At 73.5% G+C, this 13,169-nt stretch carries 11 protein-coding genes and 2 pseudogenes; 8 read left to right on the plus strand and 5 right to left on the minus strand.

What is annotated here, in order from left to right; translation table 11 throughout:
• Positions 1-33: 33 nt before the first annotated feature.
• Together nirD and nirB are read right to left on the minus strand one after the other, a co-directional pair.
• The gene (gene nirD, locus E6R18_RS16940) at positions 34-393 is read right to left on the minus strand and encodes a nitrite reductase small subunit NirD (protein ID WP_136317725.1); all 360 of its coding nucleotides are present in this window, start codon (positions 391-393) and stop codon (positions 34-36) included.
• A pseudogene (gene nirB, locus E6R18_RS16945) lies at positions 390-2,085 on the minus strand (nitrite reductase large subunit NirB); the annotation flags it as partial. The pseudogene nirB and the gene nirD, both read right to left, overlap by 4 nt.
• A 342-nt stretch (positions 2,086-2,427) precedes the next feature.
• On the opposite strand from nirB, the gene E6R18_RS16950 reads away from it, so the two are divergent.
• Entirely contained in the window at positions 2,428-3,216 is a 789-nt protein-coding gene (locus tag E6R18_RS16950; protein ID WP_136317726.1) for a TSUP family transporter, read from the plus strand.
• 9 nt (positions 3,217-3,225) lie between these two features.
• Here the strand turns inward: E6R18_RS16950 and E6R18_RS16955 are convergent, their stop codons facing one another.
• The 3 genes from E6R18_RS16955 to E6R18_RS16960 form a co-directional block, all read right to left on the minus strand.
• Positions 3,226-3,849, minus strand: a complete 624-nt coding sequence (locus E6R18_RS16955; protein WP_136317727.1) for a class F sortase — start codon at positions 3,847-3,849, stop codon at positions 3,226-3,228.
• A 97-nt stretch (positions 3,850-3,946) separates the two neighbouring features.
• Positions 3,947-4,864: a hypothetical protein gene (locus E6R18_RS34075; RefSeq protein WP_168712374.1), complete on the minus strand. Its 918-nt coding sequence runs from the start codon at positions 4,862-4,864 to the stop codon at positions 3,947-3,949.
• A 371-nt stretch (positions 4,865-5,235) separates the two neighbouring features.
• Positions 5,236-5,730, minus strand: a complete 495-nt coding sequence (locus tag E6R18_RS16960) for a DUF5990 family protein (protein WP_136317728.1) — start codon at positions 5,728-5,730, stop codon at positions 5,236-5,238.
• Between the two features lie 89 nt (positions 5,731-5,819).
• Between E6R18_RS16960 and E6R18_RS16965 the strand changes: the two genes are divergently transcribed.
• The 7 genes and pseudogenes from E6R18_RS16965 to E6R18_RS16995 all read left to right on the plus strand — a co-directional run bounded on the left by E6R18_RS16965 (position 5,820) and on the right by E6R18_RS16995 (position 13,166).
• The gene (locus tag E6R18_RS16965) at positions 5,820-6,443 is read left to right on the plus strand and encodes an NAD(P)H-dependent oxidoreductase (protein ID WP_136317729.1); all 624 of its coding nucleotides are present in this window, start codon (positions 5,820-5,822) and stop codon (positions 6,441-6,443) included.
• 72 nt (positions 6,444-6,515) lie between these two features.
• Complete coding sequence (gene cutA / locus E6R18_RS16970) at positions 6,516-6,854, plus strand: divalent-cation tolerance protein CutA (RefSeq protein ID WP_136317730.1); 339 nt, start codon at positions 6,516-6,518, stop codon at positions 6,852-6,854.
• Between the two features lie 33 nt (positions 6,855-6,887).
• A pseudogene (locus tag E6R18_RS34895) lies at positions 6,888-7,133 on the plus strand (sirohydrochlorin chelatase); the annotation flags it as partial.
• Positions 7,134-7,169: 36 nt separating this feature from the next.
• Positions 7,170-8,495: a deoxyguanosinetriphosphate triphosphohydrolase gene (locus E6R18_RS16980; RefSeq protein ID WP_136317731.1), complete on the plus strand. Its 1,326-nt coding sequence runs from the start codon at positions 7,170-7,172 to the stop codon at positions 8,493-8,495.
• Positions 8,496-8,587: 92 nt separating this feature from the next.
• Positions 8,588-9,847, plus strand: a complete 1,260-nt coding sequence (locus E6R18_RS16985; protein WP_136317732.1) for an FAD-dependent oxidoreductase — start codon at positions 8,588-8,590, stop codon at positions 9,845-9,847.
• A 115-nt stretch (positions 9,848-9,962) separates the two neighbouring features.
• Positions 9,963-11,870 (plus strand): DNA primase, encoded by a 1,908-nt coding sequence (dnaG, locus tag E6R18_RS16990; RefSeq protein ID WP_136317733.1) that lies wholly within the window; start codon positions 9,963-9,965, stop codon positions 11,868-11,870.
• Between the two features lie 102 nt (positions 11,871-11,972).
• Positions 11,973-13,166 carry an RNA polymerase sigma factor gene (locus E6R18_RS16995; protein WP_240799763.1) on the plus strand — a complete coding sequence of 398 codons (1,194 nt, stop codon included), beginning with the start codon at positions 11,973-11,975 and terminating at the stop codon, positions 13,164-13,166.
• The last annotated feature ends 3 nt before the right edge of the window (positions 13,167-13,169 follow it).

Raw genomic sequence — 13,169 nt, forward strand, 5'->3', positions numbered from 1 at the left:
CCCGGTCATCGGTGCGTGTGTCCGGGGCGGCGGTCAGTCCGCGCGGACTTCGAAGACGGGTACGGAGACCTCGTCGTCGTCCAGGCAGGCGCTCGTCGCCAGGTCGAAGCGCTGCTTCAGGAGCGGCGAGGCGACGAAGGGCTGCCCGCCGTCCGAACCGACCAGGCCCCGCGAGAGGACGTAGGCGCCGGTGAACGGATCGCGGTTGTCGATCGCGTACGTCCGCCCCCCCCGGTCCACGGACAGCGCGACCTGCCGGCCGTCCGGGAGAAGGGCGGCGGCCCCGCGGCCCGGGGTGAGCAGGGAGCGGTCGCAGACCGTGACCCAGCCGTTCCCCGCGGTGAGCCGGATGGTCCGGGTGTCCTGCGCGGTCTCGATCGTCTGTGGCATCAGGGGGCGGTCCCTTCAAGAGTGCGGATGGCGAGAACCGGGCCCGCGAGGATGTCCGGATCGGGCTTGACCTGGTCGCGTTCCGGGACGAACCCCACCGACGGGCCGGGTGCGTCGGGGGCGTTGACGAAGGTGACGAACCGGCGCAGCCGCTCGGGGTCGTTGACGGTCTCGGCCCACTCGTCGCGGTAGCCGCGCACATGGTCGGCCATCAGCCGCTCCAGCTCGTCGCAGAGCCCGAGCGAGTCGTGCACGACGACGTCCCGGACGTGCTCCAGGCCGCCGTCGACGCGCTCCAGCCAGGCCGAGGTGCGCTCCAGGCGGTCCGCGGTGCGGATGTAGAACATCAGGAACCGGTCGATCAGCCGGACCAGTTCGGCGTCCGACAGGTCCTGTGCGAGCAGGTCGGCGTGGCGCGGGGTGGCGCCGCCGTCGCCGCCCACGTACAGGTTCCAGCCGCCGGCCGTGGCGATGATCCCGAAGTCCTTGCCCCGGGCCCCGGCGCACTCCCGGGCGCAGCCCGAGACCGCCGACTTCAGCTTGGGCGGGGAGCGCGGGCCCCGGTAGCGCAGCTCCAGGCCGATCGCCATCCGCACGGAGTCCTGCACGCCGTATCGGCACCAGGTCCGCCCCACACAGGTCTTGACCGTCCGCAACGACTTGCGTACGCGTGCCCGGACTCGAAGCCCGCGTCCACGAGCCGGGTCCAGATCAGCGGCAGCTGGTCGACGCGGGCGCCGAAGAGGTCGATGCGCTGACCGCCGGTGATCTTGGTGTAGAGCCCGAAGCCGCGGGCCACCTCGCCGATCACGATCAGCTTCTCCGGGGTGATCTCGCCACCGGGGACGCGCGGCACGATCGAGTACGAGCCGTTGCGCTGGAGGTTGGCCACGAAGTGGTCGTTGGTGTCCTGGAGGGCCGCCTGCTCACCGTCCAGGACGTAGCCGCTCGCGCCGACCGTCGGCGCCAGAGAGGCGATGACCGAGCCGGCCGTCGGCTTGCAGACCTCGCAGCCGTCACCGCCGCGCGCCGCCTCGCGCCCGTGTGAGTCGAGGAGGTCCGCGTACAAGGTGATCCCCAGGGTGCGGACGGATCTCGTACAGCTCGCTGCGGGTGTACGCGAAGCAGCCGCACAGGCCCGCGTCCCGGCTCTGCGGGAGCAGTTGGCCGATGACCTTGACGCAACTGCCGCAGCCGGTGCCCGCCTTGGTGCACTTCTTCACCTCGGGCAGGGTGGTGTGCTCGCGGATCGCGCCCTTGGTGACGTTGTGGCAGGAGCAGATCACCGCCTCGTCCGGCAGCGCGGAGGGGCCGAGCGCCACCGGGCCGCCCGCCCCGGCCGGCAGCACCAGCTGCCCCGGGGCGACCGGCAGCACGGTCCCGGTCATCGGGCGCAGCGTGCCGTACTGCTCGGCGTCGCCCACCGGCACCCCGCCGAGCAGGGTGCCGTCCGGCGCGACCACCAGCTTCTTGTAGACGCCGGAGCGGGCGTCCGCGTACACGACGTCGAGGCAGCCCTCGTTCGGCGCCGTGCGCGTCGCCGAACGAGGCCACGTCCTCCCCGAGCAGCTTCAGTTTCGTGGACAGGTCGGCGCCCGTGAACGCGGCCCGCCCGCCCGCGATCACCTCGGCGGCCGTCAGCGCCGTCTCGTACCCGGGCGCCACGAGCCCGTACACCCGGCCGTCCGACGCCAGCCCGAGCAGCCCGCCGCCGGCCACCGCCCCGGTCGTCGCCGTCCGTGCGTACGCCTCGATGGCGAGCAGGTCCTCGATCGTCCGGTAATGGAGCGGGGGCTTCAGGCCCTGGGCCTGTGCGCTCATGACCAGGAGCGTGGCCCGGCGGTGTTACCCGGCCGGTTCCCCGCTGTTTCCCGGGAGGAACCTTGCGCTCAGCACCCGTGGGGAGGGTGCGTGAGGCCGCCGGCGGGAGAGAAAAAGGGACCGTGGGCTGCGGGAACCTCAGAGTTGGCTCAACTTTCCGGCCCCGCCACCGAGATCGTTGGACGGCACACGTGCCTTCTCCTTAGGGTCGCGGTCATGCCCGACATCACCCTGACCACACTCGTCGTGCTGTGCCTCGCCGCAGCGGCGGCCGGCTGGATCGACGCCGTGGTCGGCGGCGGCGGGCTGCTCCTGCTGCCCGCGCTGCTGCTGGGCCTGCCGCACCTGCCGGCCGCGCAGATCCTCGGCACCAACAAGGCGGTCGCCATCGTCGGCACCTCGGGCGCCGCCGTCACCTACGCGCGCAAGGCGCCGGTGAAGGTCGGCACGGCGGTGCGGATCGGGCTCGCGGCCCTGGCCGGATCGATGACCGGCGCGTTCTTCGCCGCCGGGATCAGCAGTGACGTGCTGCGCCCGGTGATCATGGTGGTGCTGCTGGCGGTCGCCGCGTTCGTGATGCTGCGGCCCCAGTTCGGCCGGGCGGCCGGGGAGGGGGTACCGCCCCGGGTCACCCGGGCCCGTACGGTCACCGCGATCGTCCTGGTGGGCGGCGGCATCGGCCTGTACGACGGGCTGTTCGGGCCGGGCACGGGGACCTTCCTGGTGCTGGCGCTGACCGCGGTGCTCCACCTCGACCTGGTGACGGCCTCCGCCACCGCCAAGATCGTCAACGTCTGCACCAACGCCGGCGCCCTGGCGATGTTCGCCCACCAGGGAAACGTGCTGTGGCAGCTGGCCGCGCTGATGGCGGTGTTCAACCTGGCGGGCGGGCTGCTCGGAGCGCGGATGGCGCTGCGCAGGGGCAGCGAGTTCGTGCGCGGGGTGCTGCTGGTGGTCGTCTTCTCACTGGTCGCCAAGCTGGCCTTCGACCAGTGGCAGAGCTGAGCGGCGTCCTCATCGCACGCCGGTGAGATGGGCGTACGCCACCACGTTGCCCCGGTAGCCGGTCGACTCGGAGAACCCGCCGCCGCAGGTGATCAGCCGCAGCGAGGCGTGCTCCGAGGCGCCGTACACCCGCTGGTCGGGGAAGTCCTCGCTCTCGTACACCTCGATCGCGTCGAGCGTGAAGACGGCGGTGCGGCCGTCCTGCCGGTCCACCTCGACGGTGCTGCCCTTCTTCAGGGAGCCCAGGTCGTAGAAGACGGACGGGCCCTGCGCGTTGTCGACGTGGCCGGCCACGATCGCCGTGCCCTTGGCGCCGGGCGGGGTGCCGTCCTTGTACCAGCCGACGATGTCGGTGTTCCCGGCCGGCGGTACGTCGAGGCTGCCGTCGGCCCCGAGGCCGAGGCGCATCATCGGCGCGTCGACCCGGATGGCGGGAATCCTGATGCGGACGGGGGCGGAGGGGCGCAGGGGTCCGGCGACCGGCGACCCGGGCAGCAGGGCGGGTCCTGCGGCGAAGGCTTCGGCGGCGGCCGGGCCCGGCGGGGTGAGCCGGGTGTCCGCGCCGTTCTGGATCAGCCAGGCACCGGCGAGCGCCACGACGACGAGCAGCCAGCCCTTGGCCTTCTGGGACACGGTCGTCCTCCGGGTACGGAAACGGAACGGTCCCGTCCCGGTGGCGCGGGGCCACCGGGACGGATACCGGGCGGTTACGGAGGGGTGGATGCCTCCGTCAGCCGGCGTCCTGCGTGCCGCTCGCCCGGCGACGCAGGAGCCAGGCTCCGCCGACGGCGGCAGCGGCGAGTACGCCGGCTCCCGCCGCGATCTGGGTGGTGTCCGGTCCGACGCTGCCGCCGACTCCGGTCTTCACGTGCCCCGTGGGGGCGGTGGGCGCGGCCGAGGTGCGCGGGCCGGTGGGGGTCTCGCGCCCGCCGGACCCGGCCTCGTCCCGGCCGGGCACGCTCTGGTGGCCGGAAGGGGCCGGGCGCTCGCCGGGCGTGGCCGGGCCCGCGTCCGCGGGCGCGTCCGGCACGAGGGCGGAACCGGCGGCCTCCGCCTCGTCCAGTCCGTCGAGGGAGTCCAGGCCGCTCTGCCCGTCCCGGCCGCTCTGCCCGTCCTGGCCGCTCTGCCCGTCCTGCCCGCCCTGCCCGTCCTGGCCACCGAGGCCGTTCGGGCCGGAGAAGTCGTAGTCGGGGGAGGCGCCGGGGTCCTCGGCGGGGTCGTCGGAGGACTCGGCGGGGAGGCCGGCGCCGGCGTCCCGCGAGGCGCTGGCCGCCCGGTCCGCGGCCTTCACCTCGATCTCGCCGGTGGCCTCCTTGCCGTTCGCGCATTCCACGCCGACGCTGTACGGCCCGGGCTCGACGCCGCCGGGCACCCGGAACGAACCGGCCAGCACCTCCTTGAGCGTGGCGGGCGCCAGCGGGAAGCGAGGGGCGTTCAGCGCGCTCGCGTCTCCGGTGGCGCCGGTGTCGCTCCCGCAGGCGGTGGTGTTCACGGTGACCGTGGCGCCCGGGGCGGCGCTCGCCGGGGTGATCCGCAGGGGTGCCGGCTCGTCCCCGTACGCGGACGGGGCGGCGGCGCTGAGGCCGAGCGCGGCGGCGGCGAGGGCCGCGGCAGCGGTGCCGGTCACGAGGCGGGCAGGACGGCGCATGGGGGTTTCCTCCGAGCAAGGGGCGCTGGCGGGTGTGTCCTTGCTCCGAGCCAACAGCCGTACGAGTCCTCATGCCTGCTGACAACGAGTCAGCTTCCACCCGTACGGCCCGGCGCGGCCTCCTTGCCATGGGGTATCGCCGCAGGTCGCGGCGGTGGCCGCGGGCGGGACGGGCGGTTCTTCGTGCCCCGGTGCCGATCGGGTGACGAGCCCGCCGGTAAATGTGTCGTACATCACATGAGTGACCCGGCTCTGGGCGGGAACACGCAACACAACCCCCCCCACGGGACGGTATGCACCGCCGCCCCCGGTCGCCGCCCCCTCCTGCACCCACCCCCCCTGGGTCCGGAGGGGGCGGACTGCGTGGGGCGCTACGGCGCGGTGGCCGACCACTGGACGACTGGCGGCCGGACGCGTGCGCAGCGGGGCCGCCCCTCGGCGTCGGAGAGCGGGAGCCGTGCGGTGAGGTGCCCGGAGGACGCGGCCGCCTCCAGGACGGCCGCGTCGATGTCCGTGAACATCAGTTTGGCCCGCCGGAACATGGAGAACAGGCCGTCGCCGTCGACCGTGCCCCAGGAGAGGTAGACGAAGCGCCCGCCGAGCCGGTTCTGCACATACGGCCCCCGGACCGCGACACCGTCCGCCTCCGCGGCCGCCGTGCAGTCCAGGGTCCAGCGGGCGCCGGCCGCGTCGCCCGGGTGCAGTCCGAGGAGTTCGCCGGGCGAGTCCCTGCGCTGCACGCCCACGTGGACGTTCTCGTAGCCGGCGAAGCCGGGGCCCGGCGGGCACGAGCGGCCGGGCAGCCGTGAGCCCTCGATGTGGATCTGCAGGGGTACGGGGCGCGGGCCTTCGGCGGGGGTCTCCATGGGGCCATGATCCCGCGCCGGGCCGCCGGCTCCGGCCCTTCCCCGTCACGATTGACCTCAACCATGGTTGACGTACGAACGTCTTCGCCGTGGACCTCATCACCGCGCAATCCACCGCCACCCCCGTGACCGAAGCCGCTCCCCTGAAGGCGGCCGTCATCCTCGCCGGCAACCGCGAGGGCCGGTTCGCGCCGGTCATCGCCGACTGGTTCCTCGCCCACGCCGACGGCCACCCGGCGATCGAGACCGAGCTGATCGACGTCGCCGGGCTCGACCTGCCCACCGCCCTCTCCTACCGCCCGGGGCCCGGCACCCGTGAAGTGGTGGCCGATGTCGGGGCGCGGCCGGCGAGGGCCGACGCCTTCGTCGTCGTCACCCCCGAGTACAACCACTCCTGTCCGGCGCCCCTCAAGAACCTCATCGACTGGTACCGCGCCGAGTGGCAGGCCCAGCCGGTGTCCTTCGTCTCCTACGGCGGGGTCTCCGGCGGGCTGCGGGCGGTCGAGCACCTGCGGCAGGTCTTCGCCGAACTGCACGCCGTCTCGATCCGCGACACGGTCTCCTTCCACAACGCCGGCGCCCAGTTCGACGACGAGGGCACGCACCGCGACCCGGCCGGGGCCGACGCCGCCGCGAAGTCGCTGCTCGACCAGCTGGTCTGGTGGGGCCGGGCACTGCGGGCCGCGAGAAAGGCCCATTCGTACGCCGGCTGATGGCGTGTCGGGGGCGGAGGGCCGACAATCAGCCGGAAGCGCAACCGCCCACCGCTGCGAGGAGACCGCGAAGTGACGACGCCGGCATGGCTGACCGTACTGACCACGACGGACAGCGAGGAGAAGGCCAGGGAACTGGCGCGGGGAGTGGTCGAGGCACGGCTCGCCGCCTGCGTGCAGATCTCCGCGCCCGTCACCTCGGTCTACCGCTGGCAGAACGCCATCGAGTCCACCGAGGAGTGGCAGCTGCTGTTCAAGACGACGGCCGAACGGTACGACGAGCTGGAGGCCCACCTCCAGGAGGCGCACGACTACGGCACTCCGGAGATCATCGCCCTGCCGATCCTCCGGGGCAGCGCCCGCTACCTGGGCTGGGTCTCCGCCGAGACGGCCCCGGTCACCTCGGTCTGAGCGCCCCGGCCCCGGTGGCCGCCGCGCCCCGCCGTCCCGGCCGCCGTACGCGCGCTCTCCGCCCGGGGCCACCGCCGGATCGCCGTCGCCTCCTGCTTCACCGCACCCGGGCGCTTCGCCTCCGCCGCGACGGCCGGGGCGCCCTGGATCGCCGCCGCCCCGCTCGGCGCCCACCCGGCGATGGCCCGGCTGCTCCTGCACCGCTACGACCAGGCGCGGGCCGGTGGCGCGCCGGCGTACGAAAGGCTGATGAACACACGTTTCCCGGCCTCCGCCTGACCCCTCCTGTCGGCGCGGCCGATTAGGGTCGGTGCCATGAACGGCACGGACGGCACACAGCACCCCGGGCCGGCGCCCTACGGCCCGGCCGACGCCGAGCGCTGGGATCCCGAGCCGGACAAACGCCCCGGCCGCACCGCCTTCCAGCGCGACCGCGCCCGCGTCCTGCACTCCGCCGCGCTGCGCAGACTCGCCGGGAAGACCCAGGTCGTCACGCCGGGCACCCGCACCCCGGCCTGGGACGCCAGCCCGCGCACCCGGCTCACCCACTCCCTGGAGTGCGCCCAGGTCGGCCGCGAGCTCGGCGCCGCCCTCGGCTGCGACCCCGACCTGGTCGAGGCGGCCTGCCTCTCCCACGACATGGGACACCCGCCTTTCGGCCACAACGGCGAGCAGGCGCTCAACGACTTCGCCTCCGACTGCGGCGGCTTCGAGGGCAACGCCCAGTCGCTGCGGCTGCTGACCCGCCTCGAACCCAAGCGCTTCGTCCCCGACACCCGCACCGGCGACCTGGCCAGCGTCGGGCTCAACCTCACCCGCGCCGCCCTGGACGCCGCCACCAAGTACCCCTGGCCCCGGGGCGCGCACCCCACCGACCCCGGCTCGCCCAAATTCGGCGTCTACGAGGACGACCTCCCGGTCTTCGAGTGGTTCCGCAAGGGCGCCCCGCAGGACCGCAAGTGCTTCGAGGCCCAGGTCATGGACTGGTCCGACGACGTGGCGTACTCCGTCCACGACTTCGAGGACGGACTGCACGCCGGGCACATCGACCCCAACTGCCTGGAGGCCGAGCCGGAGCGCCGGGAGATCTGGGACGTCGCCGTCGGACGGTACGTCCCCGCCGACACCGACCCGCGGGAACTGGCCGAAGCCCTGGACCGGCTCATCGCCCAGGAGTGGTGGCCGCACGGCTACGACGGGTCCGCCGTCGCCCAGGCCCGGCTGAAGGACGCCACCAGCCAGCTGATCGGCCGGTTCTGCCTCGCCGCCGAGACCGCCACCCGCCAGGCGCACGGCACCGGACGCCTCAGCCGGTACGGGGCCGAGCTCGTCGTCCCGCGCGCCGCGCGCAACGAGTGCGCGGTGCTCAAGGCCATCGCCGACCGCTACGTCATGCAGCGCGCCGAGCAGGAGGAGATCCGCGCCGACCAGCGGATCGTCATCGCCGAGCTGGCCGCCGCGCTGACCGCCCGCGCCCCCGAGGGCCTGGAGCCGCAGCTGCGCGCGCTGTACGAGGCGGCGCCCGACGACCGGGCCCGCAAGCGGGTCCTCGTCGACCAGATCGCCGCCCTCACCGACGCCTCCGCCCGCGCCCTGCACCGCTCGCTCACCGCGCCCGGGAGCGGCCACCACCGGGAGTGACCTGATCGGGCCACAACCCCTTTCGCCACTACGCTGCGTGCGGGACGCTCGCAGTTGGCGCCGCGCAGCAGCAAGCACCGAGGAGGCATCAAGTGGTCGACGCACATCGGACGTTCGTCATCGTCGGCGGAGGACTCGCCGGGGCGAAGGCAGCCCAGACGCTCCGGTCGGAGGGTTTCAGCGGCCGGGTCATCCTGATCGGCGACGAGCGCGACCATCCCTACGAACGCCCGCCGCTGTCCAAGGGGTACCTCGCCGGGAAGGAGGACCGCGACAGCGTCTTCGTCCACGAGACCGCCTGGTACGCCTCCGCCGACATCGAGCTCCACCTCGGCCAGCCCGTCACCGCGCTGAACCGCGAGGCCCGGTCCGTGGAGCTGGGCGACGGCGCCGTCATCCACTACGACAAGCTGCTGCTGGCCACCGGCGCCGAACCGCGCCGCCTCGACGTGCCCGGCACGGACCTGGCCGGCGTCCACCACCTGCGCCGCCTCGCCCACGCCGACCGGCTGCGCAACGTACTGGCCGCGCTCGGCCGCGACAACGGCCACCTGGTGATCGCCGGGGCCGGCTGGATCGGCCTGGAGGTCGCGGCGGCGGCCCGCGGCTACGGCGCCGAGGTCACCGTCGTCGAACCGGAGGCCACCCCGCTGCTGCGGGTCATCGGCCCCGAGCTCGGCCAGATCTTCACCGAGCTGCACAGCGACCACGGCGTCCGCTTCCACTTCGGCGGCCGGCTCACCGAGATCGTCGGCCAGGACGGCATGGTCCTCGCCGTGCGCACCGACGACGGCGAGGAGCACCCCGCCCACGACGTGCTCGCCGCGATCGGCGCCGCCCCCCGCACCGCGCTCGCCGAGGCGGCCGGTCTCGACATCGCCCCGCGCGAACAGGGCGGCGGCATCGCGGTCGACGCCTCGCTGCGCACCAGCGACCCGCACATCTACGCCGCCGGCGACGTGGCGTGCGCGGTCCATCCGCTGCTCGGCTCCCGGCTGCGCGTGGAGCACTGGGCCAACGCCCTGAACAGCGGCCCGGCGGCGGCCCGCGCCATGCTCGGCCAGGACGTCAGCTACGACCGGGTGCCGTACTTCTTCTCCGACCAGTACGACCTCGGCCTCGAATACTCCGGCTGGGCACCCCCGGGCAGCTACGACCAGGTCGTCATCCGGGGCGACGCGGGCAAACGCCGGTTCATCGCGTTCTGGCTGAAGGACCGCACCGTCCTCGCCGGGATGAACGTGAACGTGTGGGACGTCACGGAGACCCTGCAGAAGCTGATCCAGGCCGGCCGGCCGGTCGACCCGGATGCCCTGGCCGACCCCTCGGTGCCCCTGGAATCCCTGGTCTGAGCGGTCCGGGACCGGCCCGGGGGAGCCCGATCCGCCCCTGCGCCGGCCCCGGCCGGGCCACCGCGGCGCACCCGCCCGCACCATGTCTGTCCGACCCCACCCGTAGACTTCACCCGTGGCAGGCAGGATCAATGACGACGATGTGAAGGCGGTACGGGACGCGGTCCCGATCGACGCCGTCGTTTCCGAGTACCTCCAGCTGCGCAACGCCGGCGGGGGAAACCTCAAGGGACTGTGCCCCTTCCACGACGAGAAGTCCCCCTCCTTCCAGGTCAGTCCGAGCAAGGGCCTCTTCCACTGCTTCGGCTGCCAGGAGGGCGGCGACACGATCGCCTTCGTGCAGAAGATCGATCACCTGACCTTCGCCGAGGTGGTCGAGCGGCTCGCCGCCAAGGCCGGCATCACCCTGCGCTACGAGGAGGGCGGCTACAACCCCTCCCATCAGCGCGGCGAGCGGATCAGGCTGGTCGAGGCGCACAAGGCGGCCGCCCAGTTCTACGTGGACCAGCTGAACGGCCCCGAGGCCGAGATCGGCCGCAAGTTCCTCGCCGACCGGGGCTTCGACCAGGCGGCCGCCGCCCACTTCGGCGTCGGCTACAGCCCGGCCGGCTGGGACCACCTCACCCGCTTCCTGCGCGGCAAGGGCTTCAGCGACAAGGAGCTGATCACCTCCGGCCTCTCCCAGGACGGCAGACGCGGCCCCATCGACCGCTTCCGGGGCCGCCTGATGTGGCCGATCCGCGACACCGCCGGGGACGTCGTCGGATTCGGCGCCCGCAGGCTGCGCGACGACGACAACGGCCCGAAGTACCTCAACACCCCCGAGACCCCCATCTACAAGAAGTCCCAGGTGCTCTACGGCATCGACCTGGCCAAGAAGGACATCGCCAAGTCCAGCCGGGCCGTCGTCGTCGAGGGCTACACCGACGTGATGGCCTGCCACCTCGCCGGGGTCACCACCGCCATCGCCACCTGCGGCACGGCCTTCGGCGGCGACCACATCAAGATCCTGCGCCGGCTCCTCATGGACAACGGCAGCGCCCGCGTGATCTTCACCTTCGACGGCGACGCGGCCGGCCAGAAGGCCGCCCTGCGCGCCTTCGAGGACGACCAGAAGTTCGCCGCCGAGACCTACATCGCCATCGCCCCGGACAACATGGACCCGTGCGACCTGCGCCTGCTCAAGGGCGACGACGCCGTCCGCGACCTGGTCGAACCCCGCACCCCGCTCTTCGAGTTCGCGCTGCGCCAGATCGTCGCCCGCTACGACCTGGAGACCCCGGCGGGCCGCGCCGCCGCGCTGGACGAGGCCGCCGCCGTCGTCGCCAAGATCAAGACGGGCAGCATCCAGCGCGAGGTCGCCGTCCAGCTGGCCGGCTTCGTCGGCATCCTGGACCAGGAGTACGTCGTCCACCGGGTCAACCAGCTCGCCCAGTGGGCCCGCGGCCGGGGCGGCGACCGGCGCGGCCCGGCCCCCGCCTCCCGCAACGGCGGCCGCCACCAGCAGGTCCAGGCCCCGCCCGTCCCCTCCGGCCCCGCGCTCAACCTCCGCAGCCCCGCCCACCGCACCGAGCGCGAGCTGCTCAAGCTCGCCCTCCAGCGGCCCGAGCTGGTCTCGCCCGCCTTCGACGCCTACGGGGCCGACGAGTTCACCGCCCCGCCCTACGCCGCCGTGCGCCAGTGCGTCGCGGAGGCCGGCGGCGCCGAACAGGGCCTCGGCGACAGCCGCGAATACCTGGTCCGGGTGCTCGACGCCACCCCCAACGAGACGGTGCGCAAGCTCGTCACCGAGCTGGCGGTCGAGGTCTTCATCGGCAAGAACATCGACGAGACGTACGCGGGCGAGCAACTCGTCCACGTCCGCCTGCGCGCCGTGGACCGCCGGATCAACGACGTCCAGAGCAGCCTGGCCCGCCTCGGCAGCAACGTCGCCCCCGACCACCTGGCCGCCGCGCAGAACGAGGTCTGGGTCCTCCAGCAGTACGCCCAGTCCCTGCGCAGCCACGGCGCCGACGCCCTCTGACCTCCGGCCCGCCGCCCCCTCCCGGTCACGGAACGGCCCCCAGGGGTTCCAGAAAGTCACCGCACGCCCCTCGTGGCAGCTGTGTGTCGTACCCCACACTGGATGGCGGTGCCTGAGTCATCGGAGCGCGGCCCACCCCCGCGGTCCGGCAGCGATCACCTGGAGGTCGCCCCCGTGCAGACCCGGACCGTGACCGAAACCGAGTGCGTCCCGGCCATCCCCGTACAGGCCCGGGCCGCGTACCACCCCGAAGCCGGCGGGCACCCCCCGGCATCCGCGCCCGGGCCCCGGGACGCGCAGGACCACCCCGAGCCGCCCGAGGCGGTCATGGAGGAGTCCCCGGAGCCGGAGGACCCCCCCGAGCCGCGCGGCCGGACGGAGACCGTGCCCTCCTCCGACCTGTTCCGCCAGTACCTGCGCGAGATCGGCCGCATCCCGCTGCTCACCGCCGCCGACGAGGTCGAGCTCGCCCGTCGCGTCGAGGCCGGCCTGTTCGCCGAGGAACGCCTCGCCCGCACCCCGGACCCGGACACCCGCCTCGCCGTCGACCTGGACCGCCTCGTCGTCATGGGCCGGGCCGCCAAGCGCCGCCTCATCGAGGCCAACCTGCGCCTGGTGGTCTCGGTGGCCAAACGCTACGTGGGCCGCGGCCTGACGATGCTCGACCTCGTCCAGGAGGGGAACCTCGGCCTGATCCGGGCCGTCGAGAAGTTCGACTACGCCCGCGGCTACAAGTTCTCGACGTACGCCACCTGGTGGATACGGCAGGCCATGTCCCGGGCGCTGGCCGACCAGGCCCGGACCATAAGGGTCCCGGTCCACGTCGTGGAGCTGATCAACCGCGTCGTCCGGGTCCAGCGCCGCATGCTCCAGGAACGGGGCTACGAGCCCACGCCCGAGGAGGTCGCCGCCCATCTCGACCTCACCCCCGAACGGGTCGGCGAGATCCTGCGCCTCGCCCAGGAGCCCGTCTCCCTGCACGCCCCGGTCGGCGAGGAGGACGACGTCTCGCTCGGCGACCTCATCGAGGACGGGGACGCCGCCTCCCCCGCGGAGTCCGCGGCCTTCCTGCTGCTGCGCCAGCACCTCGAAGCGGTGCTCTCCACCCTGGGCGAGCGCGAACGCAAGGTGGTCCAGCTGCGCTACGGGCTGGCCGACGGGCGGCCCCGCACCCTGGAGGAGATCGGCCGCATCTTCGGCGTGACGCGCGAACGCATCCGCCAGATCGAGTCCAAGACCCTCAACAAGCTGCGCGACCACGCCTCGGCCGACCAGCTCCGCGGCTACCTCGACTGACGC

This window comes from Streptomyces sp. A1277, assembly GCF_004795015.1.
Taxonomy (GTDB): domain Bacteria; phylum Actinomycetota; class Actinomycetes; order Streptomycetales; family Streptomycetaceae; genus Streptomyces.